Consider the following 24,993-nt stretch of genomic DNA (forward strand, 5'->3'; position numbering starts at 1 on the left):
GTTCGCCATCGTCGAAGCCGCTCGTCAGCTTCGTGGGGAAGCAGCCAATCAGCAGCCGGACGTCGATCTGTGCCTGGCGCACGCGAATGGTGGAACATTCTCAAGCCAAGCCACCGCGATTCTCGGTTCGCTTTCGACGATCTGAGAACTGCGGTGAGAGGGGGGCGAGAGCTGGATTGCACCTCGCCCCGAACCGCGTTCTCGCAGGCGGATTTTCGATACGAACGGTAACCGGTCGAGATAACGGCGAGCTTTCCCCTTAGCTCCACCACCTCTTCGGTTAGCTCCACCACCTCTTCGGGTTGTGCGCAGATTCCTTGAGTGTCCCTGTTACGGGACAGTCCACCTCGACTGTGGTCTTGGCAGCCTCGACCTCGGCGATCGGTTCACCTTCGGTCACGCTGTCACCCACAGCCTTCAACCACCTGACGACCTCGGCATCCTGCATTCCCATTCCGAATTGCGGCAGGTGTCCGTCGTCAGAACATTTGGCACAACTCGCGGTAGCAGTTTTCAACGCTATCCGCGCGAACTCAAAGCTTGGACCCTAACCTCCACCTAATATCGTCAGCACGACCCCAAATGCGATCAATCCGCCGAAGATGGAAGATGCCACACAGGCAGCAATGAAGATGCCGACGACATCAAGCGATACTGAGTACTCGCTGGCCTCTGGCGCCTTGTTTCGCTCGAACACCGTGACGCGATTGTTGCGCTGCCATCTGGCAAAGTCCTCTGCCATATCCAACGCCTTGCGTGTTTCGAGAGCATCATCCCTGAGAGAGCCGGTCATGTAGACTGCCTTGCCCACGAAATGTGTCAGCTGAGCTGTCCGAGCCTCAAGATCCTCGAGTGCCTTGCCGACCTTGGCGGTCAATCTTACGGGGCTATGGGGATCCATAATCAGGGTCGAATACAGACAGTGAACCGTCACGGCGCTGGCGATAAGCGTACTCTCATCGCCATTCGAGCAACGTGCGATATTCTCCATAACGCGGCGTTCGGACGGGAGTATTTCGCGCTCAAACAACGTCTCCCAGAGTTCGTCGATCGAGTTCACTGCATTCTCCTCCCGATCTCTTCGAAGAAGGCGTCGAGCCTTTCTTCAAACCGCATGGCGGCCACCGGCTGTTCGGAAGCCTTGATCTGGTAGGCAAAGCTCGAGGGCTGCGATTGCAGCCTGGCAGCAATAAAGCTCGGCACACCAGGGACCTGCAGGAGCGGATCATCAGGGCGCTGCCCGAGGCCGTACTTGCGCAGACCGACAACGCGCTGAACTTCGAGATTAATCGCGGTGTCGAGCAGTTTGAATTTCTCGTCGTTCTTGTCTGCGATGAGGAACAGCATGGAGAAGCCCTCCAACTGTTCGCTGATGAAGTTTGCCGCACCAATCGACTCTGCCGGGAGAGCCTGCTCGTATTCGATGATGGCGATGCGTTCACCGTGCCGAAGCCGGTGGTCGAGAGACGCCGCCAGCACATCTTCCCTGCCCCCTTCCTCTTCCAAGGGTTTGACGTGGATGAAGTGGTTTTCGGGCAGTTCGCGATAGGCCCAGCTCTTCATGCCGCCGACCTGAATGACGAGCGGCTGTTCCTTGAAATAATGCGAGAGCAGAAGAGCAAACATGCTGGCTCCCACGCCACCATCGACCCTTCCGATAACAAAGGTCGGGGCCATGTTCGTGTCCTTATTGTAAAAGGCCGGCAGCACCGGCTTCTCCTTGGCGGGCCTTGCCTGCAGCATGTGCTGCAGGCGTGCGTGGAACCCGTCGCCGGGCAGAAGATCGTTGCTCATCTGAAGTCCTCGTCGGTCAGTTTGTTGATGGTTTTGCGGGTCATCGGACGCGGTTTTTGCGTCGCCGATGGCTGCCCAGTCCGAGGCTGGCCTGCGCTATCAGATGGCGCCTCATTGGCCTGCTCACGGTCTTCGAAATCGAACAGCGAGGGGCTAACAGGGTCCTGCGATGCGGCGATCACGGGCAGGATTGCACCATCAGGAGACGAGTTCTCCGCCTCGTCAGGGCCGGTTGCCGGCCCGTCTTCATCGTTGTTCAGAGGCAGGGTGTCATTAGCGACGCTGGTCGAACCAGCAGTCCCGACTTCATCCCCGCCGCCCACTTCGGTCCCACTGCTGGTCAGCTCATCATCCGGCCCATCCTCGCTGTCGTAATCATCGAACAACGGTCCATGCTCGGCCTCCCAGCTTTCCCGATCCCATGCCTTTGCATCGATCTCCTCGAAGCCCTCGTCCCACTCGAGATGCACCGTATACCCGACGACCTTGAAGCGCTGGGCCGCTCTGCATGCAAAGCGAATGTCGTCGAGGAACATGTCGCGGCGTTCTTCTTCCCTGCGACGCTCGGCGAGAAGCGCAACTTCCTCGTAGGTTGAGGAGAGACGAAATCCGCTGGCCAGCAGCATCTCGAATGCTTCGGAACCAGGTACCGTATCGGCGAAATCCTGCGCCAAAGAGGCGACCATATTCGTTACATCGCGCGCCCAGTCATCGGTCGAACGGTTGTGCGCTTCAAGACGTTCGAACTCCTTTTGAACGGCAACAAGCTGGATCGTGAGCGCGGTATCGCGGGCCTCGTAGGCCCTGCGCTGGGTCAGGAAATGCACGAGCGCCTGCAGCCGGTCGCAATCGCCCTGCTCCTTCAGTCTCATCATATCTCCGAGGAGATCGACATCGCGGTCGTGGACCAGCCTGTGGGCGCGTGCATAGGCGCGTGCCTGTCCCTCGGAGACCTCTGCGAGACAGCTGCGCAGATGGTAAAGGCCTTCAAGGAAAGAGGTGCTAAACCCTGCCGGCAGACCGCAATCCTCGCGCGCTGCACGGGCAAATTCTGCCGCCCCATCATCGTCCTTCAGCGTCTTCCTGGCAAAGTCGATTGCGGCCGCTTCTTCCGCCGTCATGCTGCTTGCAAAGGCATCGAGAATGCCTGCCCGCATCATCTGCACCCACAGGTTCTCAGGGTTCTGAAAGTCGGGGTCGTCGCGCCAATCTGAGATCAATTTCGATATCAGATCTGACGCAAAAACCGGGAGCCGGCCGATGGTCGACGCCGCATTTCCGCGGCCAATGAGCCTTTCGATGAAAGGGCGTACCATTGCGTCGATCTTGTCCTGATCGGTGCGCTCGCGGCTCGGCGGCACGTCTGCATCTACGGCGGGATTATCCTCGCTGAGGATGTCCAGTTCGATCTGGTACTGCTCCCATTCGACGAACGAGAGCATGGCTTCGGCGGCGGCTTTCTGAGCCTTGGCCCTGCGCTTGCGAACGGCCTTCTCGTACTGCCGCAGCGCCCTCTTGAGAGGCATCTGCAGGAGCAGATTATTGCGCAGAATCTCGCGAGCCTTGTTGGCAGAGGCGGTAAGTTTGCCGCCTGTGTCACGCTCATCCGTTTTCGCCCTCATTTCCAGATAGGCGTCGAGCTGCGCGCGCAGATCCGGGAATGCGGCAGTCGCGCGCCGAAGCATTTCGATCATCAAAGTATTGAGAGGTGAGTTGTCCATGGGTCCGCATTGTAGGACGCGGATTCGGTAGACCAAAGCAGTCGGACAACTTTTTTTATTGCATCAATAGGAAAATGAGACAGCGGACCATCTTTAGCAATTCGTCCGCCGCCTATCAATTAAGATATCGAGGATCGCCGGGACTTGAACATTTGCGCATACGCAAATGAAAACGGTTCGCAAGGTAAACGGACTGACTTGCCGTTTTTACCCTTTCTCGTTTTTGAGGCGCAATACCTCAAAGTCATCCGCACCCCTGGAGCGGACGATTTTGATGACATCGTCCGAACTCGCGTTCGCCCGATAAGGAGCTCGCTGGCGCTCGCACGTCGGCTCTTGCAAGCCTCCTTCGAGTGCGGCCTGACACGGCCTGGGGCGATGTCGCCGACATCTTGGGGGGGCGGACCCTTCGCTGGCAGCTGCGGGCCGTCTTCCTTTGAAATCTCCTGAAAGGAGTATGCCGGTGAAACCGGCAGGTGAATGGAAAAGGGGATGCGACAAGCGCGTCTCCGCGCCTTGCCGGTTTCGCAGAGAAGGAAACCGACAAATGAATACGTCAGACAAGTCCGCGAGACGACACGAGCGTCTCGCCAGGGCTCTTGAGCGCAGCGATGATTACCGCGTGCTTAGGCGCGTGCCCGACCGCTTCACCAACATGCCCGAAGGAGGCGCTCCGCCCGATGGATTTTGTGTCGCACTGGTCGATCTCGAGACGACTTCGCTCGATGCCAGCGACGGACACATCATCGAGCTTGCTCTCATGCTGGTCTGGCTCTCCGATGAAGGCGATGTCATCGGTCATTTCGGGCCGCTTAGCTGGCTCGAAGATCCCGGCGTTCCCATCCCGCCCGAGATCACCATGGTGACAGGCCTCGCTGCCCAGCATCTGGTCGGCAAAAAGATCAACGATGCGAGCGTTGCGGGCCTGCTCTCGCGGGCTGATTTGCTCTGCGCTCACAATGCAAAATTCGAAGTGAGCTGGCTCGAGAAGCGTTACCCCGAACTGGCCGGTAAAGCATGGGCCTGTTCGATGGCCGACATCGAATGGCTGAAGGCGGGCTGCGATGGCCGCGCGCAGCAGCATCTCCTCGGCCAGCATGGCTGGTTCTCGAACGCGCACAGGGCGGCTGACGATGTCTGGTCGCTCTTCGTCCTCCTGCAAGAATCGAGGCGCGGCTGCGAACGCAAGAGCCGCACGCACTTCCAGCGGCTTCTCGAAGCGGCAAACCGGGTGACGACGCTCGTCCAGGCAACCCGCGCTCCGTTTTCGAAGAAGGATTTGCTCAAAGCTCGTGGCTACCGCTGGAACAGCAAAGGCCGCGTCTGGCAGAAGGAGCTCGACAAGTCGCTCGTCGCGCACGAGCAGGCGTGGTTCTTTCGCTCGGGGCTTCCGGCTCCCACGCTCGAGCCCATGAGCGCGCATGAGCGGCACCGCTGACGCCCACATTCACCATCAACATTGACTCGCAAAAGGCCCGCCGAAGTGCGGGCCTTTTGCGTTCGACCTGAAAGGAAGTTCTTAGATGCCCACCGATACGAAAACCTGCCTTGCCCGATGGGCCGAGGATGCCCGCCTATTCGCATTGCGTCGGAGCGAGGACTACAGCGCAGCGCTGACGCTGATCGTCTGTGATTTCGAGTACAGCTATGACCGCGATCGCCACGCAGCCTACATGATGGCCGAAGGCAAGGCAGCCGAGCGCAAGATTCGTTGGCCTTTTCACCGCATCGCGGCTGTCAGCTGGCTTGTGGCAAGATATCTGCCCGGTGAGGGTGAGGTCGCATTCGATGAGCCGGTCGTGCTCACGGCCGATACGTCGAGCGAGAAGGACATGGTCGCGGCCTTCTTCGATGCCTGCCGTATCGAACCCGGCGGTATCGTTACGAGCTGGGGCGGCGAAGCGAAGGATTTCGCAGTCCTGCGTATGGCAGCCATGATGCATTCGCTCATCGTTCCTGCCCAGCTGGCAGACCTCCATCCTCACAGCCGTAACCGGCTCGACCTGTGCCAGGCGACCTCGGTTGCCGCTGCCAGCGTGCACCTGCCAGAGTTCGCCGCAGCGCTCGGGGTCCCATGCAAGCCGAGCGCCTCGCAGGACATCGGGCCGCTGGTCGAGAATGGCGAGTGGGCAATGGTCGCAGAGCAGGTCCTGGCGGACGTGATAACGACCACGCTCATCGCGATCTATCACCTCGCGAGCATGGGCCAGGTGACCCTCGATCGTGCGTCAATGCTGGGCTCACTGGCGGACCGCTTGCAGCGCAGTTTTCCGAACTCGGATTTCTGCACACGCACGTTCGCGTCCTGGGTGCGCGCCCGAAAGGCCGAAGCGGGTCTGCGAGGCACCGTCTACCGTGCCCCGGCTGCGCCAAGCGAATACGCTGCGAAGCTCTGCCCGACCCCGAGCGAGGGAGTGCCGGCATGATGTGATCATTGAAGCACGAATGGCCGGCTCCGGGCGCGCCGGCATTCCAGACAAATCTGCGCCCGCATACCGCCTGCCACAAGGCAGGTTCCCATCAGCCGCTCGTCCGATCCGGACAGCGGCTCTTTTTATGCGAAAAGGAAATCGAAATGCCTCCGAAGAAAAAGACAGGCCGCGCTGCCGTGCCGGCCAACCCTCACACCAACCTCCCCGCCTTGCCCGAACGCTTCGCCATTGGTGGGCGCGAGATCCGGCCCGTCCAATTGTTCGTCGATGGCAAACGCCATGTTGAACGCGATGGCCCATGGGCCGGCGAGCCCGACAAGATCGCATGGGTCGACGCGTCCACCGGCAAGGACTGCATCCTTCTGCGCCAGCATGGCGGCCACTGGTCCGGATTTGTCGCGGTCAGCATTGCCCATCCGCTCTGGGGCTTCAGCGCCGACGCCATTCCGGCTTCCGCCGGACTCAATGTGCATGGGCCGATCGATTACGCGGCACCCTGCGATGAAAGCGGAGCGCCCGAGACGAGCGTCTGCCATGTCACGATCGGAAGCTCTCGGCCCGCCCGGCGCTCGCCGCCGCAGAGGTCCAGCACATCGGGCGACGTCGATCGCACGAACTGGTGGTTCGGCTTCAGCGCCGACCAGGCAGCAGATTACGTCCCCAATCACAACCGGCCGCTCGAACGCGAAGAAGGACAGGTCTACCGCGACATGGACTACATGTTCCAGGAGGTGACGACGCTTGCTTCGCAGCTCGATGCGCTCGAAGATCGTCACACCGGCTCGCTGACGCCGCCAGCGCTCGGCACGCCCGCGCGAAAGCTTGGCAAGTCGGGAGGCGATCATGACTGAGCGCGTGCCGTATGAGCGACGCAGAAATGCCGCCTTGCCATGGGGGTACTGGTGTAGGACGAGCGGCGAGGAGTGGCCGCCCCTTTACGACGAAGCGGGAAACGAATGGCGCAGCGTCCGCGAATACTTCTGGACCGCACGCCTCGGCATGGCGAGCGCATCCGAGCACGATCGCGAACATGCGCTCGAAGTTCTCCTCTCGATTCTCGTAGCCATCGACCGCCGGGTAATCGGCATCGAGGAGAAGGTCATCGATCTGTTCGAAGACTCCTGGCAACTCGCGCGCCAACTCGTCGGGCATTGGCTCGAAGGGCTCGGTTTTACCGATGACAGTCTCTCGGGCGATCTTACCCCTGAAGGCCGGGCTGTGCTGGTCATGCTGGCGAGCACGCGCTCACGGCAAGCGGCGCGCATCCCGATCGGCCTGCCGGTGTTCAAGGCCACGAGAGGACCCGATCTTGCACACGACCCGGTCATGCACGATCAGGTCATGGCCCAGTGTGAGGCCTTCGCCGCCAAACTCGAACTGCGGTTCGTCCGAGACGATCTCGCAGGGCGGCCTGCCATCAAGCTGATAGGTCCGCCCGAGGGCAACAACGTTCCGTTGGCCCGCACACTGTGGTCGATGGATTTTCCGCGCCGCTACGAACGCGACCGGGTCTATCGCTGGCTGGTCGACCGGATCGACAGGTGGGAGACCTGGGCTGAGCGGGCACGTCGACACGGCGCGCAGGCTCTCACTGATCACTTGCTGCGGCTGCGTTTCGCGCAAGAAGCAGACGACGCTCAATGACAGGGGGTGCCCGCTAGACGGGCGCCCCTTTTTTGCATCCACATTCGCCCCTGGTGAGCTCGTTGGTAAGCCACGATCCACAGCCGCGCATGTAGCGACGGGCCTAAAACCCACGCCGGCCAAGATCGCGCCTGAAGCCGCCAATCTCCGAGAGGTAATCCAGCATGGGATGCGTGAACCAGGCCAGCGTGTCGTTATCGAACTCCCGGTTACCATCGAGGTACTTAATCTCGACTTGTTTCCCGCCCTTGAACTGTCCTCGCGTCAAGCGCGACAGCTGCGAATAGGATATTCCGGTATGCTCCTCGAGTTGCCGCAGGCTCAGTCCTTCCTTCTCACGTCCGTCTTCAAGCGCCTCGCCAAGCTGTAGACACACCTCCGGATAGTCAGGAATGGACGCCTTTGAACTGTCACCTTTTTGCGCGACAGCATCGAGCTCCATATCCAGCAAATCGAGATACCTGCTCAAGGTTTTGTAGGACGGCAGCTTTCTGTCGTTATCAATGCGACTAAGTGTCTCTCGCTTCACACCCAGAACGTCTGCGAATTCGGCCGTAGACATCGCACCGTACTCGGAAGATCGCTCCCTAGCTTTGCGCAAGGTGCTGCCGACGCCATCGATGAGACCCGAGTAACCCTCGGGTAATCGATAGCGGTATGATTTTCTCGAGGTGGCTCTGTGACTTTGTTGCATATTGAGCTTTCTGCGCCATATATGCTGAGAATGAAACAGCTTTCTCTATCCCCAGCCGATGTAGGCAACACCGAGCCAGGCCGTCAAACAGTATGCAAGCTGGATGACGGAAAGGCGTTGCCAGCTAGCGCCACTACGCTTGCAGTTCGGGTCTCTGAGCGAGAAAAGGCTCGGCGGCTCGACCAGTTCTACACCCGAGCCGAGGTGGTCGAAGACCTGCTCGACTGGTATCGCGTCAAACGGATTGAGCACAATCTGCTCAGGTTCCAGCGCACCCGGATAATCGAGCCCAGCGCGGGCACAGGAGCATTCCTGCGGAAGCTCCCGCTTGGCAGCGAAGGTTATGATATTGACCCAAAAGCGCCCGGGATTCGTCAGGGCAATTTTTTCGTCTTGCCTTTGTCATTGGACGATCCGCTGCTCGTCATCGGCAATCCGCCGTTTGGCAAGAACGCCAGCATGGCGATCAAGTTCTTCAACCGCGCCGCTCAAGCTGCAAGTGTGATCGCCTTTATCGTGCCGCGCACCTTCCAGAAGGTCTCGGTGCAAAATCGCCTCGATCTCAGCTTTCACCTGGTCGACGAAATCCTGGTTCCGAAGGACGCGTTCATTTTTGAGGGAGAACGCAAACACGTACCGGCCGTTTTTCAGATCTGGGTGAAAAAGGATGTGCGGCGGCAGAAGATCGCTCTTCCCAAGGCGCACGCAGACTTCGAATTCCTGCGTGCTGGAGAGGCTCACAAGGCCAACTTCGCGATCCAGCGCGTCGGAGCCAAAGCCGGACAGGTCCATCACAATCTGGAGGCGAAACCCAGCGCCCATTATTTCATCAGGGCAACGTCGGGGATTGATGACCTCGAGGATGCAATGTGCAGGCTCAGGCTCGATTTCGAGGTCATGGCGCAGCGCACTGCAGGCAAGCCGAGCCTCGCGAAAACGGAGGTGGTTCAGCTTTACACGCAGTTTCGAACTTCCAGCTCCGATGAGCCGGGAGCCAGTCCCGAATGTTCTTCCCCCGGTCGTAGGGTGGAGGGGAAGGATGCAATATGCAGTTAGAACGCAAGAACACCTGGCGGCACAAAAATGCTTGGTACGCCAGCGATGGCTTGGCTGGGATGACGAGCTTCATCAGGAAGGTCTTCGAACGCATTCAGCTCGAGGCCAGAACCCGTGACAAGTTGGCATGGCAAATTCAGTCCATTGCGACAATCGATGAGCGTGACGAAGGCTGCTCCGTTTGCATTTTTGTCTTTACCTTACCCAACGGACTCACCGTCGAAATCGAATACGATTCAGCGCACGCGCAGGAGGTTTTCTACGATCTCGAAATAACGGATGTGGAATGGGCAGCTAACTTTTTCGCATTCGGGTATGATGATCTTGAAATTTGCAACTTCGACAAGATGGCGGACGCCGTCCACGAAACTGTGAGGCTTCTCCGCTCCACGTTTCAGGAGTGGGCGGATCAACATGGGATAGGGGTGCATCTCATAGACTCCAAGGTCACATGGAGCATCTGGGATCGATATACCAATGTGGTGCCGCACGTCGTATCGATATCCGCCTTGGATGAGGATCTCCAGCCATCGGTGCTGGAATTTGAATTGGATTGCTTCGGCGACAATGCGGAGAATCTCCAGGAACTGTTCGACCAGCTTTCATGTCGGGAGGCAAAGCTGAAGGAGCTGAGGTCGCAAGGGGCCGACGGAAAGATCGATCTTCTGGCAGTGCGTTCACTCGTGGCAGAGGGCCCCTTGGAGGATAATCTCCGCAACTGGGCTTGTACGCAGTTGCAAAGCGATTGCCGTGATCACTACTATTCGAAAGATTTCTGCCATATACGGCTTCACAGCCGGATTCCCTCAGAACCGAACATAGAGCTCGATGGATCACGGGTCAGGCTTTGCGGAATGCATTTGCCCGATAGCATGCTGGCCAACTGTATTGGTTCACCCATCACTGACATCATAGACTTTGAACATTTTTCGCCAGAAATGAGAATTGTTAAGGCGCGAAACAGATGCTGCTCTGAAGGAAATTTCGTCGAATTCGAAATTGATCAGCCTGCCTATTTTTTCTGTAGCCTCTCGGGCCGGTATTGGCTGTAGTTGTCCGCTAATGGGCCGCTAGCGGTCAGTCGGCTTCTGGCCGAACAACGTCGCAAAGCCGCCATTCCCCCTACGAGTATCTTTGCAGTCATTTCGATCCAACGGCGAAGCCGATGCGGACGCCCAGCCTCATTATGCCCAGTCGGGAATGAACCGTACGACGTTACGCGGTTGCTGATCTGCAGCACGGGCGCTGCATAGAATCCCATGCAGCCACAAGCGGAGATCAGGCTGGGCCCGCTCCGCGCCGCATTTCGCGTAGCATTCGCGGTACGTCGAAGATCTGCATGGAGGGGTCAAAGTCCCCCTCGAGCACGGCAACGAGATAACGTCCGGCGTTTCGCAGGAATTCATCGTCGGACACGGCTGCCTCGGCAATTTGTGGCAGGGCCCCGCGGGCAGCATCGCCGATGTACGTGAGCGCATTAATAGCCTGCAGACGGACGCGGGCATCATCGTGCCCGCCTAGCAGTCCACCAAGTATCGTTGCAGCTTCTCTATCGAAACCGAGCTCGGCAGCAGCTTCGGCGGCCACGACCCTGACCTGTGGTGATGGGTCGCTGCGCATTGCGCGCGCTAGGGCTTCGCCGGCCGGAGCAGCCTGAGGGCCGAGTATCAGCAGTCCCGTAGCGCCCCAGTAGCGCGTAGTCTCGTCCCCGCTTGCCAGCGCCTGCATCAGGTTCGGCAACTGCGAGGCATCCCGGCTTGCAGCCAAGCGTCCGACTTTCATCAGATCGGCCAAAGGATAACCGCCTTGCGCCCTGCTGGCATCCCACCCTTCGGCGCTGCCACCCTCCGGGATGAAGCCGTTGTCGTTGATAGCCAGCATATGGGCATCGAGCGCTTTCGAAAGCGTCTCCAGCTGACGGGCATACGACGCCTCGTCAGCTAGGTTGATTACCTGGTCTGGATCCGACGCGAGATCGTACAGTTCCTCGTGATCGCGGGGTTCGAAGAAGCGCCGTTCCACTGGATCAAGCTGTCCATCTAGGTACCTCCGGTGCCAGGACTGGTATCCGGGAGCGAGCCAAGCAAAGGCCTGAACCTGTCCGGCAGGACGATGCGGCATGTAATTGCGAATATACCGAAACTGGCCATCGGTTACGGTGCGCACGAAATCATAGCGCTCGTCCATCCGCCCTCGGGCTCCAAAGGCGAAGCGTCCCGCTTCGGAGATATGCTGCCCCAGAAGGGGGTTGCCCTGCATTGTTGATGGGGGAACAATGCCGGCAATGGAAAGCAGGGTGGGCGCGAGGTCGACGAAGCTGACCGGCGCATCTATTTCCGTGCCTTGCGCGGCCGGGGCGAGGTGACGCCACTTTTCCGGCACATGCACGATCAACGCGCAGCGCATGCCCTCGTCGTAGCAATAGCGCTTGGACCGCGGCAGCACCCCGCCGTTGTCGGAATAGTAGAAGACGATGGTGTCATCCGCCAGGCCAGCCGCCTCTAGTTCCGCCAGCCGCATCCCGATCTCGCTGTCCATCTGCTGCATCAGGCCGTAATACTTGGAATAATCCGAGCGGATTTCGGGCGTGTCCGGCAAATAGGCCGGCAGTTCTATGGCGTCAGGGTCAGCCCCCAGGTCCTGCGTGCGAAACAACGTGGACTCGTGCGTGGTCATGGAGTTGAACACGGCCATGAAGGGCTGCCCCGCAGGCCGGTTTCTCCAGTGCGCTTCGCTGCCGCTCTCGTTCCAGATACGCTCTGGCTCCACGTCGCAGTTGTAATCTGTCTTAACGTTGTTGGTGCAGTAGTAGCCTGCCGAGCGGAGATATTCCGGGTAGGTCCGCAGTACCGAAGGCAGATGAGCTTCTGCGCGCATGTGATTGGCAGGCGAACAACTCTCCGCGTTGACCCCCGTCAGGATCGTAAAGCGGGTGGGGGCGCAGACCGGGGTGTTGCAATAGGCATTGCGGTACAGCACGCCGCGCGCTGCCAAAGCGTCAATATTCGGAGTACAGGCCAGCGCATCACCGTAAGCGCCGATGAAGGGGTTATTATCCTCGCTTACCAGCCAAAGGATGTTGGGAAGCTCACCGGTAGGAACCGCTGCGGGCATGGATGCACAGGCCGAGACAGCGGTTGCGGCACCTCCAGCCAGAACAGCACGTCGATTGATCGGTGTCATTACTTCCGATCCTCAAGCCTGAAACCGAGAGGATAAAGCGGAGCGACGCTGTCGGCGGGCGCGCCGGATCGCTGCGCTTCGACCGCCTCCATTGACCTAGGGAGTTCAAACGGCAGCGAGCCCGTAGCCTTTTCCCTGCCCGTTAGCACACTGAACAGGGCAGCGTCCGATGCACCGAAATCGGCCAGCAAGAGGCTGCTCTTTTCGCGCAAAGGGGCAAGAATCGCCGGACGGTCTAGGTAGACATCGATAATTGCAGGCAGACCATCCGGAAGCTGCTGAAGGGCCTGCAGTCCGGGATGGTCTTCAGGAAAGGCAAGGCTACCCTCGTGCTGCATCGCGCCGAAGAAATATTGCGGGTGCAAGCGCTCGTATGGCGCCTGCAGGCGCATGATCGCGACTTGTGCATCGGCAGGATCTTTCACGACTTCCACGTTCGCCTGACGCGCAGCTTCAGCATCGACACCGTAAGTGAATACCTTGGTTCCCGGCGCCAGAAGCGGCACGGTGCCGTCATCTTCCAGTCGCACCATGGCGCGTGCCTGCGCCGTTACACCAGCGGCGTGATCTTCAGCAGTCCCCGCTCTGCGTACAGCGTTCTCCGGGTCGACGAATGGCGCTTCGAAAAGCCCGAGCGAAAACGTCCGCATCAGAACGCGCGTTACGGCCTCGTCAATTCTTTCTTCGGCTATCAGCCCAGCGTGAACTGCTTCCAAAAGCGGCGCGGGGTCCATGACGCCGCCGAACTGATCCACGCCGACGTCCATCGCCAGGGCGAAGCGTTCCGGTTGGGTCAGGTCTTCTACACCCCAGGCGGTGGACATCCCCTCGAACGTAGGCCGCTGCCCTTCCGGAAAGCCGTTGCGGCAGATCTCGCCGCAGTCGGAGGTGATCGCCCAATCCGAAAGGATTACGCCATCAAAAGCGTACCTGCCGCGAAGCAGATTAGTCATTAACACTTTGCTGTAGGCCGCGCCAACGGGGTCCACCGGCTGGCCATCGACTACCAAGCCTTCGGCAATCGTGTAGGCAGGCATTACAGAGCTTGGATTTGCCCTGAACGCTGCCTCGAAGGGACGCAGGTGCTGTTCGAATTCATCCTCATCGAGCGAAGCAAACCGCCCGTAACGATGGTGTGCATCCCAGCCATCCTTTCCAGCGCTGTATCCGGCGAAATGCTTAACCACAGTGGCAACGCCGGATTGCTCCACGCCGTGCGTCGAGCCTTGCAGGCCCGCCACGAGAGTTTCGGCGAGACTTGCAGCCCGCGCGACATCCTCGCCCAAGGTGCCGTTGTTGCGCGGCCATCGCGGTTCGGTGGAAAGATCGACCTGGGGGCCGAGCAGCAGACTGATGCCGGTAGCGCGCAGATCCTTGCGCACCGTTTCTGCAAAGCGCTGCGTCGTCTCAATGTCATTCAATGCGGCAAGGCCGGGAGGTTCTGGCCAGGTGCTGAAACCTCCGGGCGCGACACCGGCACCAACCGTGCTCGCCTGGTGATGGCGCGGATCGGTCGCAAAGACGACGGGAATGCCCAGACGTCCTTCTTCCGCCATTTCCTGAACAGCGTTGTTCGCGCGCCCAAGATCGGCGGGTGGAAGAGCAAGTGTCGAGTTGAAATGAGTGATGCCGCTGTCGCGCATGAGGCCGCCCAGCGCGTCGACCGCATAGCCGGTGGCCGGTTCACCATATGGCGCATTGTTAAATGCGTTCGCGACGAGCAGTTGGCCAACTTTCTCCGTCAGCGTCATGCGGTCAACAAGATCAGCTGCACGTTCACGTGGGCTCAGTCGCCAATCCTCATAGGGGGTTAGCGTGCCGTTGCGGTCAAGATCGCGATAGCGGATTCCACCGTCCATAAGAACCGGAATTGCCCGGCTCGCCACTTTCGGACCGGAGCTTTCGACCGTGGGAACGCAACCAGCGAGGACCCCAGCTGCGATGGCAGCAACAAGAGTTCTATGGGCGGTCGTGCTCCGGTTCATGAATCTTACTTTCTGTGTGGCTGGAAAAAGCAGCCGACTGTTCTGATATCTCACTTAGGCGCAGCTACAATGCACTAACCCGCCCTTGCACCCCGTTAGAATACGGGAAAGGGGATCAATACCCCTTCCCCGCATTCCGCTCGGGAGAGCTTTACAGGTCAGAACTCGAAGTCGACCGAAAGACCAATATTGCGGACCGAATTGAAGTCCCACTGCTGCAGCGAGGATGCCCGGCCATTGTTCGCATCGCTGGCAACCGGATTGAGGAAGCCCGGCACCCGTTTGTCGGTACAATTGCGGCAGAAGATGCTGACGCGGAAACTATCGAGCTCGACACCGATGCTGGCGCCCAGCAGGTCGATACCCTCGACCCTGGTGATCGGTGGTTCGCCAAGACGGTAGTTGATCGCGGAACGATGATAATAGTTTCCTTCGACAAACATATCCGCCGAATTGCTGATTGGGAAATTGTAGATAGCCTGGATCGTGCCGGTAAACGTCGGCGCATTGGGCAACCTTGTACCCTCAGCATCGAAGGTACCGTCCGGCCGGCAGGGGTACGGCTGGACAGGATTGCAAGGAGCGTTGGGGAATTCCCCGAACGTCGCATCCTGAAGGGTGGCAGCGGCGTTGATCGTCAGGCCAGTAAACGGGCTGGCGATAATCGAGAGCTCTGCACCTTGCGTGGTAAGCGACCCCGCGTTCAGGATAGAGAACCTCTGCAAGGCCGTGTCCAGAGCCTGCACCTGATAGTTATCGAATTCGGTATGATACAGGCTGAGGTTCGCGATCAGGTCATTACCCAGCCAGCTCGTGCGGATACCGCCTTCAATGGTCTTCGCCTTTTCCGGGAAGACCAGCAGCTGCAGATCGGTGGCGGTTGCACGATCGTTGAAACCTGCACCCTTCCGGCCGTTGCCGAAGGTAAGGTAAGTCATGATATCGTCGTTGACGAAGTACTGCGCGCCCAGCTTGTAGGTGAAGCTCGTGTCCTCGAAACTCTCCGCGAAAGTCCCCGGAACACCAAGGTTCACGAAATAGAGCGCTGCGGTCTGCTGCACGGTTTCGATCGACAATTCTTCTCGGGTCACGCGAGCACCAGCGATCAGCTCGAAACTGTCCGATACCCTGAAATTGAATTGGCCGAACGCGGCAAGATTGCTTTCTTCAAGAACAAATTCGGAATCGCCGCCAAGGAAGAAATCTCTTTCGACAGGACAGTTAGGCGCAATTGGCCCGAAGCCACCGATACAGAAGGGGAACCTCGGCCGCTGGGCGACAGTGCTGGCTCCCAGTCCAGCCACCTGTCCAAAGCTGTCGAGTGTCGAGTCAAGGTAGTAAAGCCCGAACTGGCCATACAGGCGCGATGATTCCGGAATGGCGACCCGCAATTCGTTCGTGAACTGGTCATACTCCGAAAAGCTGCGATTGATGGAGAGCCCGTTCTCGTTGGTGAGATCGGTGTCAAGGGCCTGATCGCGTTCGGAGAAACGCCAGGCAGCAATGTTTGTGATCTCCCAGCCATTGCCCAGTTCATAGGTAATACGACCTTGAACCCCGCCGGCTTTCTCGTCACGGTAGAAATCACCTTCGCCGGCGTAGAAGAAGTTATCCTCTCCGGCCTCCACGCCTTCTGCTGCTAGAGTAGCACGCAGGGGGCTGTTCGGATCAAGCTCGCGATAGCTACGGTCGAAGCTGCCGGCGATGCCGTGGCGCTCGTTGTAATCGCCGATTACGTAGACCGTCAGGTTATCATCGATTTCGGTGAGGAACTTCGCGCGGCCGCCGAATGCATTCAGGTTCTCGTCTGCAGATCCCGTGCCGATGAACTGGGCGACAGGCTCCTGATACGAATAGAACCCGTCAAAGCGGAACGCTGCATTCTGCGAAACCGGCAGGTTGATTACGCCGCGACCGACGAACCCTTCCGGATTGCCCGGCGCAGGATCCCGAATAACGTATTCGAGAGCGCCTTCACCCGAAACACGGTCGAATTCCGGTTCGTTTGTCACGATATTTAAAAGGCCCGCGGAGGAGTTCTTGCCGAAAAGCAGACCCTGCGGTCCCGAAAGAACCTCAACCCGTGCGACATCGTTGAATACAGCGCCGACGCCAAAGGTGCGCCCCTGGTTAACCTCGTCAATCGACACGGCGACACTCGATTCAAGGGTTGTAGCAAACGACACGGTGCCGACGCCGCGAATGGCAAACTGGCCATCGGAGCCGGACTGCAAGCTGGGAGCAGCCACCGTCAGGTCGCTGATCTGGTTGAGATTGCGCGATTCCAGCATCTCGTCCGTGATGACCGTCAGCGAAACTGGAACTTCCTGGAGATCCTGCTCGCGCCGTTGCGCAGTCACGATGATGGCATTGGATGGCGCTTCCGCCTCGTCATCAGTGCCGACATCCTGAGCGGATGCCGAACTGACGGGCACAGCCATGGCAGCGCAGGTCAGGGCAAAAAGCGAAACTTGTGTAGGTGCGCGGAACCGCAACATCTCATCATCCTCCCATTTCGGCATGTTGAACGAGAGCACTTCGCGCTCCCACTGCCTTTTATCGTGGGATGCCACTAACGGCAGACGCACATTGGGCAAAATAATACTTTGTTATAAAGATATAAGATTTCGCGATGCAAAAGCCGCACCCTTGACGGAACTGCCCATGCACAGGATGGAGAGTGCCACCGCTGGCCGCTTCCGTTTCAAGGCGCGAAAAGCAGGCACTTAAGGATGCCGTATGACGGTATCCGGTAAGCTAAACCAGCGAATACGGGGTATGCAAGGATTGCCGAAACGCACGCCAGATTTGAACGGGATGGTCCGTATCGAGGGTGGCTCGTTCACCATGGGCAGCGAGGACTTCTATCCCGAGGAGCAGCCTCTGCGGCGCGTTCGGGTAGACTCGTTCTGGATGGATGCCACGCCGGTCACAAACGGCGATTTCGCGAAATTTGTCACCGCCACTGGATACCGAACCTTTGCGGAAATCCCCCCCGATCCGGAGGACTATCCGGGCATGGACCCGCAACTGGCCCAGCCCGGCTCGCTGGTGTTCGTCAGGCCGGGGCATCCGGTTCCTTTAAGCGATTGGAGCCAGTGGTGGCATTTCGGCCTGGGCGCGGACTGGACACATCCTCTGGGCCCGGAAAGCTCTATCGACGGAATGGAAGATCATCCGGTGACGCATGTGACCTATGCCGATGCGCTCGCCTACGCCGAATGGGCCAGAAAGTCGCTGCCAACAGAGGCCGAATGGGAATACGCCGCACGAGGCGGGCATGACGATGGTCGTCATTATCAATGGGGTGATGAGCTTGCGCCAGAGGGCAAAATGCTCGCCAATTACTGGCAAGGGGCGTTTCCGAACGAGAATACCTACGAGGACGGTTGGGAACGCACCAGCCCTGTCCGCACCTTCCCCGCCAACGATTACGGCCTGTACGATACCATCGGCAATGTTTGGGAATGGACGCGGGATTGGTTTGCCATGCCGAAGCCGATCAAGAAGATTAATGCTTCAGCTTGCTGCACGATCGACAATCCGCGCGGCGCGGCAAAGCGGGAAAGCTTCGACCCGTGCAATCCGGGAATGAAAATCGCGCGCCGCGTTACGAAAGGCGGTTCACATCTCTGCGCGGAAAACTACTGCCGACGCTACCGCCCTGCAGCAAGACAAGGGCAGGCAATCGACACGTCGACCTCGCATATTGGCTTCCGCTGCATCTTCCGCGATTGAAACGCAATTGGGAAGAAGTTCAAGCATTGCGAATTGAGATTGTTAACGAAATTCAACCAATTCTGTCGCTCTGGCCCTCTGTCATTTCTCGACCAGATGAATGCGGCTTCCAAAGTCGGCTAACGGCAGGTGTTGACATAGGTAGAAAAGGCGCTGAATGACAGATTATGGGGCGCAAAGCAAACCGGCCATGATTGGGCCGGCTGCTGACTGGCAGGTTCTGGGCAACTTGGCAGGCTAGGCAGCCCTTTGTTCAGCCCGACGCTTCAGCGTTAAGACCCAATGGCGTGCGTTCAGGTCCAGCTAGCCCGATCCGGATAGATGACATCTGTGCAGATACGCCACGCGGTCAAGGCTGTGCTGGCTGCGGGCTTGCAACCTCACTTGGCGAGATGAGGTTTGTGTGCCGGCTCTTTTAGCCTCGGCCAGGTCCTTCATAATGTCGAGCCGGTACGCGATGCGAACCCGAAATCTTCGCAGCAGAAGCTTGACCAACGATCTGTTCTATGTTTGTTCTCATGCAACGCCCACCGCTTATTTTCAGAAAACGTCACTGAGGAACTGCGATGCAATCGGTCGCACCTAGCATGCTTGACACCCGCCACTTTTCTTGGGAGCGAGAGGTAAGTCGATTGAGGGCTGGCGCTTTCTTTAATGCAACAAGTGGTCAATCCTTTAGGCACAGGCTTCATTGTCTTTGTTCAACATGGTCAAAGGCGTTCCGCCGGATGACCAGCATCGTCTTCGAGACACTCATAGACGCATCACTGTCGAAGATCACGAATGTTGCCCAGCTGAAGGTGATGTTAAACAAGCGCGTCCTCAGCATGGTAAACGACTTTGAGGACGGGAATTGGCTCGGCAGCCGTTTCCAGAGTTATCTATGGGACAACATTGCTCAGACCGCGCTCTCCGAGCGGGAACGACTTGCCTTGGCGGATCAGAGCCATTCGGCACTTGTGGCTGCCGCTCGAAATCTTAGGCTTACTGACAAGGATGAGGTTGGTCAGGGGAGCGAGATCGCGGAGGTCTTCCTCTACGGGATAATGAAGAATCATTTCGGGGCGCTACCGGTCGTACCGAAGATATTCTATAAGCAGAACGTTCAAGACAATGCGAAAGGCGCCGATAGCGTCCACATCGTGATCAGCGAAGAGGGCGACGACTTCACTTTGTGGTTCGGCGAAGCGAAATTCTATAATTCAATCGTCGACGCGCGGTTGGATGCGGTCGTCAACTCAGTCTACGCGAGCCTCGATACAGGCAAGCTTAAGAAAGAGAACGCCATCATCACAAACGTATCGGATATCGACAGATTAATTCTGTCCGGACCTTTGAGAGCGAAAATCAAGGCGGCGCTCAGCAGCCAGGTATCGATCGATCATTTGAAGCCGAAGATCCACGTTCCGATCCTCATTCTCCATCAATGCGCCGAAACAGCTAGATGCGTCCAGCTCTCGGACGAGTATCGGAAAGCGATCTCCGCCCATCATAGGGAGCGAGCCGAAGCCTATTTTTCAAGGCAGATAGCCGGGTCGTCCAAGGTCCACAGATACAGCGACATCCAGTTCCATCTGATTCTCTTCCCAGTCCCGGATAAGAAGGCGATCGTCGAGACCTTCTTGGGAGCGGTCTCCTACTTCAAGGGGGCGGCGTGATGGAGGTCTTCGCCGCATGTTCCGAGGTGAACGACCTCATCGAAGGCGGCAACGATCTGGCTGCGCGCAACATGCTGATACGGCTCCTAGGCGATCTGGACCGTAGCAGGACCCCGTACCCTCAGGTTCTGAACCAGCTGATCCGGACGGCTGGTCTCTTCCCGTATTTGCAGCTTGAGACCGCGTCATGGGATCAAAAGTTCGTACATGAGGCGTTCGCCGTCGACGTCGGCAATCGGACTGCCACATTGCACCGCGAGCAGTCCACGGTCCTCGCGAAGCTTCTCGATGGCAGGAGCATCGCCGTGAGTGCCCCGACCAGCTTTGGAAAGAGCTTCATCATCGACGCGTTCATCGCGGCGAAGCGACCGAACACCGTCGTGATCATTGTACCCACGATCGCGTTGATGGACGAGACCCGGCGTCGCTTGTACAAGAAATTTGCGCGGCATTACGGCATCATCACCGCGCCTGACACCCCGCTTGAAGCGCGGAACATCCTGATCTTCCCGCAAGAGCGCGCCTTCGGCTACATTCAGAAGCTGAGAAAGATCGATCTCTTGGTCATCGACGAGTTCTACAAGGCGAGCGTCGTTCACGATAAGGAGCGGGCGCCGTCACTAATAAGGGCGATCGTCCAGCTTTCTCGCCGAGCAGAGCAACGCTACTACTTGGCCCCGAACATTAAGAAGCTGCAGGACAACGTTTTTACGCGGGACATGGAGTTCCTAGAGCTGCTGGATTTCAACACCACCTTCCTCGAAAAGCACGAGATCTATAAGGAGATTAAGGGGGATGCGCAGAGGAAATCCGAGGCCCTGCTGTCGATCATCTCGCCGCGGAAAGAGAAGTCGCTCATCTACGCTGGGACATACACAGAGATAAGAAAAATCACTGAGCTCGTCGTGGCCCGCTTGGACAAGATCGATCGACCTCACACCAACCATTTCGCTCGGTGGCTCCGAGAGAACTATCAGCAAGACTGGGTATTGGCTGACCTCGTGGAGCGAGGTGTCGGCGTGCACAACGGTCGAATGCACAGGTGCCTCAGCCAGCTTCAGGTTCTTCTCTTCGAGCATGAGAAAGGGTTCGACAGCATAATCTCAACATCTTCGATCATCGAGGGCGTGAACACATCCGCCCAGAACGTCGTGATCTGGAAAAGCAAGCTTGGGCAGACCAACCTGAAGGACTTCACATACAAGAACATCATCGGTCGAGGCGGCCGCATGTTCAAGCACTTCGTAGGCCACATCTACCTCCTGGATTCGCCGCCGAAGGAGGAGGATACGCAGCTCCAGATCGATTTTCCGGAAACGCTTTTAGGAAGCCTTGACGAGACCCAGGACCGTGAAAGCCTGACCGAGCGCCAGATCGAGAGGATTATTGAATACAAGCGTCAGCTCTCCGACATCGTCGGAGCGGACAATCTCGCGCGGATCAAGAGGGACAACCTGCTGCAAGACAGCGATGCAGACTTCTTGCTCAAGACGGCCAGTGACATGAAGGAACACCCCGAGGACTGGAAAGGCTTCGGCTACTTGAATTCGAACAATCCCTACGACTGGGAGCGAATGCTTTACAAGGTGATTGCCCTCAAGCCCTCGGGATGGGACGCTCCTCATGGCCGCGTTGTCGCGGTGGTCAAGGCCCTCGCGGCTAATTGGACGACCGACATGCCGACGATGCTCAGGCAGTTGTCCAGCGCAGGGATTGATATCGAAGCCTTCTTTCAGCTCGAGAGGACAATCACGTTCAAGCTCTCCGCCCTTCTGAGCGACATCAATGAGCTCCATAAGATGATTGTGAACCCTTCCGTGGACATCGGCGGCTTCATAGGAAAGGTGAGCCATGCGTTCCTGCCTCCGGCAGTGCACAATCTGGAGGAGTACGGCCTTCCTCGGATGATCTCGCGCAAGCTACACAAGGCCCGCTACATGGATTTCTCGCAGCCAGATCTCGATCTCAGGAGCGCGCTGGATTCCTTCCGCAGCAAGGGTCTTGACGCCGCACTCGAAGTGCAAGGCCTGACGGCGTTCGACCGATACATCCTCAAATTCTTCTTTCATGGTATAACGCCGGACGACACGTCTTCGACACCGGGGTAGTTCTGCCGCGCCTTGGATCTAGGCCGTCAGCCCGCCTTATTAGCGGATGGCAGGTTACCGAAATCGAGTGACGATCGGGGAACGACCGACATTAGGGCGCTTTGCCGACTGTCAGAAACTGGGCCGGTTGCGGACTGTCCGGTTTCGGCGAGGACGTCGACGCAAGCGGCCACCAACTCGCTGCACTGTCGATGGCACTTGATCTTAGGTAAATTCTGAACGGATGTGAGGAACTCGCGAATGATCAAATGCTAATGGTGGGCTACGGCTCATTCATCCTACATCGCTTTCCTAAATCGGCATAAGCTGTTTCAGCGGCGTCTCTGCATCAGCCAGCATCTCGGCCGCAATCTCCGCACGCGCTTCGACCAATTTGCGACACTGGACGTAATCCTTCACAGCGTTGACGCAGTCGAGCGCGATGACTCTGCCGCCCTTCAGATAGACCACCGAAAAGCCTCCGGTCGCCGGATCACCGCGCAGTACAGTCTGATCATGACCGATCGACAAACCAACCGTCTGTAATTTCAGGTCGTACTGATTGGACCAGAACCACGGTGTTGCGGCATAAGGCTCCGGGCTGCCGCAGATGTCCTTTGCGGCGGTGTTGGCCATGTCGTTGGCGTTCTGCACGCTCTCCAGCCGGATCATCGCGCCATCGGCGAAACTGTTGGCATGGAGCGCCACATCGCCGATCGCGTGCACATTCGGCAAACTGGTGCGGCAATATTCGTCGACCGTCACGCCGTTGGGCGCATCAGCTCCGGCTGCGGCAAGTTGATCGATCGCAGGTACGATACCAATGCCGACGATCACGATGTCGCAGTCGATCACTTCACCGTCAGCCAGCTTTACTCCGGTGGCTTTGTTGCCATCACCTTCGATGCAAGCGACAAGAGTGTTGAGGCGCACGTCGACGCCCTGACGGCGATGTTCAGCTTCGAAGAAGCGAGAAAGTTCTTCGCCTGCCACCCGCGCCAGCACGCGATCCAGCGCTTCGAGCAGTACGACACGGCATCCCAGCTTGCGCAGCACGGCAGCCGCTTCCAGCCCGATGTAACCGCCGCCGATGACTACGGCGCGCTTCGCACCGTTGTCGAGCTCAGCCATGATCGCGTCGACATCGGCCTTGTCGCGCACCGCGTGCACGCTAGCGAGATCGGCACCGGCGCAGGTGAGCTTGCGCGGCGAGCCTCCAGCGGACCAGATCAGCTCTCCATAGCCAAGCTCGCGTCCATCCTTCAGCGAGACGGTGCGGGCATCGGCATCGACCGCCACGACTTCGCTGCCGAGGACCAGGTCCACCTGCTTGTCTTCCCAGAAGCTCGCAGGGCGAATGAGGATGCGCTCGAACGCTTTCTCGCGGGCGAGATACTCCTTGGACAGCGGCGGGCGCTCATAAGGAGGCTCCTTGTCGCGGCCCACCATGGCGATAGTACCCTCGAAGCCATTCTGGCGGAGCGCCAGCCCAGCCTGGGCACCGCCGTGGCCGGTGCCCACGATCAACGCGTCATATCGATCCATGGCCGCCTAGTCTTCCTCGGCAATGCGAACGCGCATTCCTTCCAGTTCCTCTGACAAAGGTATCTGGCAGGACAGGCGGGAAGTCTGATCGCGGTGGTCGGAACTGTCGAGCAGGTCGTCCTCGTCCTCGCTCATCGGCGGCAGCTTGTCGGCAAATTCCTGATCGATGTGCACGTGGCAGGTCGCACACGAACAGCAGCCACCGCAAAGTGCCAGAACCTCGTCGATGCCAGCATCGCGGATTGCTTCCATCAGGGAAAGTCCCGGCTTGAAGGCCAGATCGACTTCATCGCCGCTGCGCATTGTCACTGTAATCGTGTTCATCGAGGCTTACTCTCCTCGGGTTCCTGATTGTGCCGCCACGCCGCTCAGGGAGAGGAAACGAGGGCGAGGCGGCACGAAGGTCCGTCCACTCGACGGAACATCTGATTCAATAGACCACCACTGAGCGGATCGACTTGCCCTCGTGCATCAGGTCGAACGCGGTGTTGATCTCTTCCAGGCCCATGACGTGGGTGATCATCGGGTCGATCTCGATCTTGCCGGTCATGTACATGTCCACGATCTTGGGCACGTCGGTGCGGCCCTTGGCACCGCCGAAGGCCGTGCCGCGCCAGTTGCGGCCCGTCACCAGCTGGAACGGGCGGGTGGAAATTTCCTTGCCCGCCTCGGCCACGCCGATGATGACGCTGGTGCCCCAGCCGCGGTGGCAGGCTTCCAGTGCGGTGCGCATCACTTCGGTGTTGCCGGTGGCATCGAAGGTGTAGTCCGCGCCGCCGTCGGTCATCTCGACGATCTTGGCGACGATGTCCTCGCGGCTCATGCCCTTCGTATTGAGGAAGTCGGTCATGCCGAACTTGCGGCCCCATTCCTCGCGGTCGGGGTTGATGTCGACGCCGATGATCTGGTTCGCCCCGGCAAGGCGCGCGCCCTGGATCACGTTGAGGCCGATCCCGCCGAGGCCGAAGACCACCACGTTATCGCCCACCTGCACCTTGGCGGTGTTGGTGACAGCGCCAACGCCCGTGGTCACGCCGCAGCCGATGTAGCAGCTGGTCTGGAACGGTGCGTCCTCGCGGATCTTCGCAACCGCGATTTCCGGCAGCACGGTGAAGTTCGAAAAGGTGGAGCAGCCCATGTAGTGGTAGATCGGCTTGCCTTGGTAGGAGAAGCGCGTGGTGCCATCGGGCATCAGGCCCTTGCCCTGGGTTGCGCGGATCGCGGTGCACAGGTTGGTCTTGCCCGAAAGGCATGACTTACACTGGCGGCATTCCGGCGTGTAGAGCGGGATCACGTGATCGTCCGGCTTCACGCTGGTAACGCCGGGGCCGACCTCGCGCACGATACCTGCGCCTTCATGGCCCAGCACCGAGGGGAAGATGCCCTCGCTGTCATGCCCGTCCAGCGTGTAGGCATCGGTGTGGCAGATGCCGGTCGCCATGATCTCGACCAGCAC

The 24,993-nt window shown here is 58.7% G+C and carries 21 protein-coding genes; 10 read left to right on the forward strand and 11 right to left on the reverse strand.

Going from position 1 to position 24,993, the window contains the following annotated elements:
* Positions 1-7 precede the first annotated feature (7 nt).
* Entirely contained in the window at positions 8-145 is a 138-nt protein-coding gene (locus tag D4Q51_RS16090) for a thiolase C-terminal domain-containing protein (protein WP_420807518.1), read from the forward strand.
* A gap of 135 nt (positions 146-280) precedes the next feature.
* On the opposite strand, the gene D4Q51_RS00330 is transcribed toward D4Q51_RS16090, so the two are convergent.
* From D4Q51_RS00330 to D4Q51_RS00345, 4 genes are all read right to left on the reverse strand, one after another.
* A complete protein-coding gene (locus D4Q51_RS00330) occupies positions 281-454 on the reverse strand; it encodes a biotin/lipoyl-containing protein (RefSeq protein ID WP_120075407.1) in 174 nt (57 codons plus the stop codon).
* 93 nt (positions 455-547) lie between these two features.
* Entirely contained in the window at positions 548-1,060 is a 513-nt protein-coding gene (locus D4Q51_RS00335; RefSeq protein ID WP_120075409.1) for a hypothetical protein, read from the reverse strand.
* Positions 1,057-1,794, reverse strand: a complete 738-nt coding sequence (locus D4Q51_RS00340; RefSeq protein ID WP_120075411.1) for a hypothetical protein — start codon at positions 1,792-1,794, stop codon at positions 1,057-1,059. The genes D4Q51_RS00335 and D4Q51_RS00340 overlap by 4 nt, the downstream gene beginning before the upstream one ends.
* The gene (locus D4Q51_RS00345) at positions 1,791-3,515 is read right to left on the reverse strand and encodes an ICP22 family protein (RefSeq protein WP_205689417.1); all 1,725 of its coding nucleotides are present in this window, start codon (positions 3,513-3,515) and stop codon (positions 1,791-1,793) included. The genes D4Q51_RS00340 and D4Q51_RS00345 overlap by 4 nt, the downstream gene beginning before the upstream one ends.
* 547 nt (positions 3,516-4,062) lie before the next feature.
* On the opposite strand from D4Q51_RS00345, the gene D4Q51_RS00350 reads away from it, so the two are divergent.
* The 4 genes from D4Q51_RS00350 (at position 4,063) to D4Q51_RS00365 (ending at position 7,591) form a co-directional block, all read left to right on the forward strand.
* Positions 4,063-4,953 (forward strand): 3'-5' exonuclease, encoded by an 891-nt coding sequence (locus D4Q51_RS00350; protein WP_205689418.1) that lies wholly within the window; start codon positions 4,063-4,065, stop codon positions 4,951-4,953.
* A gap of 85 nt (positions 4,954-5,038) precedes the next feature.
* A complete protein-coding gene (locus D4Q51_RS00355; protein WP_120075418.1) occupies positions 5,039-5,941 on the forward strand; it encodes a 3'-5' exonuclease family protein in 903 nt (300 codons plus the stop codon).
* Between the two features lie 8 nt (positions 5,942-5,949).
* Positions 5,950-6,798: a hypothetical protein gene (locus D4Q51_RS00360; RefSeq protein ID WP_162925068.1), complete on the forward strand. Its 849-nt coding sequence runs from the start codon at positions 5,950-5,952 to the stop codon at positions 6,796-6,798.
* Positions 6,791-7,591 carry a hypothetical protein gene (locus D4Q51_RS00365; protein ID WP_162925069.1) on the forward strand — a complete coding sequence of 267 codons (801 nt, stop codon included), beginning with the start codon at positions 6,791-6,793 and terminating at the stop codon, positions 7,589-7,591. The genes D4Q51_RS00360 and D4Q51_RS00365 overlap by 8 nt, the downstream gene beginning before the upstream one ends.
* Positions 7,592-7,694: 103 nt before the next feature.
* On the opposite strand, the gene D4Q51_RS00370 is transcribed toward D4Q51_RS00365, so the two are convergent.
* On the reverse strand, positions 7,695-8,285 hold the full coding sequence (locus D4Q51_RS00370; protein WP_120075424.1) for a helix-turn-helix domain-containing protein: 591 nt from the start codon (positions 8,283-8,285) through the stop codon (positions 7,695-7,697).
* 30 nt (positions 8,286-8,315) lie between these two features.
* On the opposite strand from D4Q51_RS00370, the gene D4Q51_RS00375 reads away from it, so the two are divergent.
* Complete coding sequence (locus D4Q51_RS00375) at positions 8,316-9,341, forward strand: SAM-dependent methyltransferase (RefSeq protein WP_162925070.1); 1,026 nt, start codon at positions 8,316-8,318, stop codon at positions 9,339-9,341.
* Positions 9,332-10,393, forward strand: a complete 1,062-nt coding sequence (locus tag D4Q51_RS00380; RefSeq protein ID WP_120075429.1) for a hypothetical protein — start codon at positions 9,332-9,334, stop codon at positions 10,391-10,393. Before D4Q51_RS00375 ends, D4Q51_RS00380 begins: the two co-directional genes overlap by 10 nt.
* Before the next feature lie 226 nt (positions 10,394-10,619).
* Here the strand turns inward: D4Q51_RS00380 and D4Q51_RS00385 are convergent, their stop codons facing one another.
* The 3 genes from D4Q51_RS00385 to D4Q51_RS00395 all read right to left on the reverse strand — a co-directional run bounded on the left by D4Q51_RS00385 (position 10,620) and on the right by D4Q51_RS00395 (position 17,082).
* Positions 10,620-12,524, reverse strand: coding sequence for a sulfatase-like hydrolase/transferase (locus tag D4Q51_RS00385; protein ID WP_120075431.1), 1,905 nt, complete (start codon positions 12,522-12,524; stop codon positions 10,620-10,622).
* Positions 12,524-14,410, reverse strand: coding sequence for a glycoside hydrolase family 3 protein (locus tag D4Q51_RS00390; RefSeq protein WP_240624497.1), 1,887 nt, complete (start codon positions 14,408-14,410; stop codon positions 12,524-12,526). The genes D4Q51_RS00385 and D4Q51_RS00390 overlap by 1 nt, the downstream gene beginning before the upstream one ends.
* Positions 14,411-14,667: 257 nt before the next feature.
* Complete coding sequence (locus D4Q51_RS00395; RefSeq protein ID WP_162925071.1) at positions 14,668-17,082, reverse strand: TonB-dependent receptor; 2,415 nt, start codon at positions 17,080-17,082, stop codon at positions 14,668-14,670.
* A 244-nt stretch (positions 17,083-17,326) separates the two neighbouring features.
* Here D4Q51_RS00395 and D4Q51_RS00400 point away from each other — a divergent pair, with 244 nt between their 5' ends.
* The 3 genes from D4Q51_RS00400 (at position 17,327) to D4Q51_RS00410 (ending at position 22,013) form a co-directional block, all read left to right on the forward strand.
* On the forward strand, positions 17,327-18,247 hold the full coding sequence (locus tag D4Q51_RS00400; RefSeq protein ID WP_120075437.1) for a formylglycine-generating enzyme family protein: 921 nt from the start codon (positions 17,327-17,329) through the stop codon (positions 18,245-18,247).
* 728 nt (positions 18,248-18,975) lie between these two features.
* Entirely contained in the window at positions 18,976-19,905 is a 930-nt protein-coding gene (locus D4Q51_RS00405) for a HamA C-terminal domain-containing protein (RefSeq protein WP_120075439.1), read from the forward strand.
* Complete coding sequence (locus D4Q51_RS00410) at positions 19,905-22,013, forward strand: DEAD/DEAH box helicase (RefSeq protein ID WP_162925072.1); 2,109 nt, start codon at positions 19,905-19,907, stop codon at positions 22,011-22,013. The genes D4Q51_RS00405 and D4Q51_RS00410 overlap by 1 nt, the downstream gene beginning before the upstream one ends.
* Positions 22,014-22,304: 291 nt before the next feature.
* Here D4Q51_RS00410 and D4Q51_RS00415 read toward each other — a convergent pair whose 3' ends face one another.
* From D4Q51_RS00415 to D4Q51_RS00425, 3 genes are all read right to left on the reverse strand, one after another.
* Positions 22,305-23,537 carry an NAD(P)/FAD-dependent oxidoreductase gene (locus tag D4Q51_RS00415; RefSeq protein ID WP_120075443.1) on the reverse strand — a complete coding sequence of 411 codons (1,233 nt, stop codon included), beginning with the start codon at positions 23,535-23,537 and terminating at the stop codon, positions 22,305-22,307.
* A 6-nt stretch (positions 23,538-23,543) separates the two neighbouring features.
* Positions 23,544-23,861: a 2Fe-2S iron-sulfur cluster-binding protein gene (locus D4Q51_RS00420; protein ID WP_120075445.1), complete on the reverse strand. Its 318-nt coding sequence runs from the start codon at positions 23,859-23,861 to the stop codon at positions 23,544-23,546.
* Positions 23,862-23,967: 106 nt separating this feature from the next.
* A partial coding sequence (locus D4Q51_RS00425; protein WP_120075448.1) for an S-(hydroxymethyl)glutathione dehydrogenase/class III alcohol dehydrogenase occupies positions 23,968-24,993 on the reverse strand: 1,026 nt, incomplete at its 5' end.

Source organism: Aurantiacibacter odishensis (genome assembly GCF_003605195.1).
Taxonomy (GTDB): Bacteria; Pseudomonadota; Alphaproteobacteria; order Sphingomonadales; family Sphingomonadaceae; genus Alteraurantiacibacter; species Alteraurantiacibacter odishensis.

What these genes read in the sequence shown, in the direction of transcription:
- D4Q51_RS00420 (WP_120075445.1), bottom strand. Translation starts at nt 23,861, where the DNA reads ATGAACACGATTACAGTGACAATGCGCAGCGGCGATGAAGTCGATCTG.
- D4Q51_RS00410 (WP_162925072.1), top strand. Translation starts at nt 19,905, where the DNA reads ATGGAGGTCTTCGCCGCATGTTCCGAGGTGAACGACCTCATCGAAGGC.
- D4Q51_RS00365 (WP_162925069.1), top strand. Translation starts at nt 6,791, where the DNA reads ATGACTGAGCGCGTGCCGTATGAGCGACGCAGAAATGCCGCCTTGCCA.
- D4Q51_RS00345 (WP_205689417.1), bottom strand. Translation starts at nt 3,515, where the DNA reads ATGGACAACTCACCTCTCAATACTTTGATGATCGAAATGCTTCGGCGC.
- D4Q51_RS00350 (WP_205689418.1), top strand. Translation starts at nt 4,063, where the DNA reads ATGAATACGTCAGACAAGTCCGCGAGACGACACGAGCGTCTCGCCAGG.
- D4Q51_RS00375 (WP_162925070.1), top strand. Translation starts at nt 8,316, where the DNA reads ATGAAACAGCTTTCTCTATCCCCAGCCGATGTAGGCAACACCGAGCCA.
- D4Q51_RS00405 (WP_120075439.1), top strand. Translation starts at nt 18,976, where the DNA reads ATGACCAGCATCGTCTTCGAGACACTCATAGACGCATCACTGTCGAAG.
- D4Q51_RS00385 (WP_120075431.1), bottom strand. Translation starts at nt 12,524, where the DNA reads ATGACACCGATCAATCGACGTGCTGTTCTGGCTGGAGGTGCCGCAACC.
- D4Q51_RS00415 (WP_120075443.1), bottom strand. Translation starts at nt 23,537, where the DNA reads ATGGATCGATATGACGCGTTGATCGTGGGCACCGGCCACGGCGGTGCC.
- D4Q51_RS00340 (WP_120075411.1), bottom strand. Translation starts at nt 1,794, where the DNA reads ATGAGCAACGATCTTCTGCCCGGCGACGGGTTCCACGCACGCCTGCAG.
- D4Q51_RS00330 (WP_120075407.1), bottom strand. Translation starts at nt 454, where the DNA reads ATGGGAATGCAGGATGCCGAGGTCGTCAGGTGGTTGAAGGCTGTGGGT.
- D4Q51_RS00400 (WP_120075437.1), top strand. Translation starts at nt 17,327, where the DNA reads ATGGTCCGTATCGAGGGTGGCTCGTTCACCATGGGCAGCGAGGACTTC.
- D4Q51_RS00370 (WP_120075424.1), bottom strand. Translation starts at nt 8,285, where the DNA reads ATGCAACAAAGTCACAGAGCCACCTCGAGAAAATCATACCGCTATCGA.
- D4Q51_RS00355 (WP_120075418.1), top strand. Translation starts at nt 5,039, where the DNA reads ATGCCCACCGATACGAAAACCTGCCTTGCCCGATGGGCCGAGGATGCC.
- D4Q51_RS00380 (WP_120075429.1), top strand. Translation starts at nt 9,332, where the DNA reads ATGCAGTTAGAACGCAAGAACACCTGGCGGCACAAAAATGCTTGGTAC.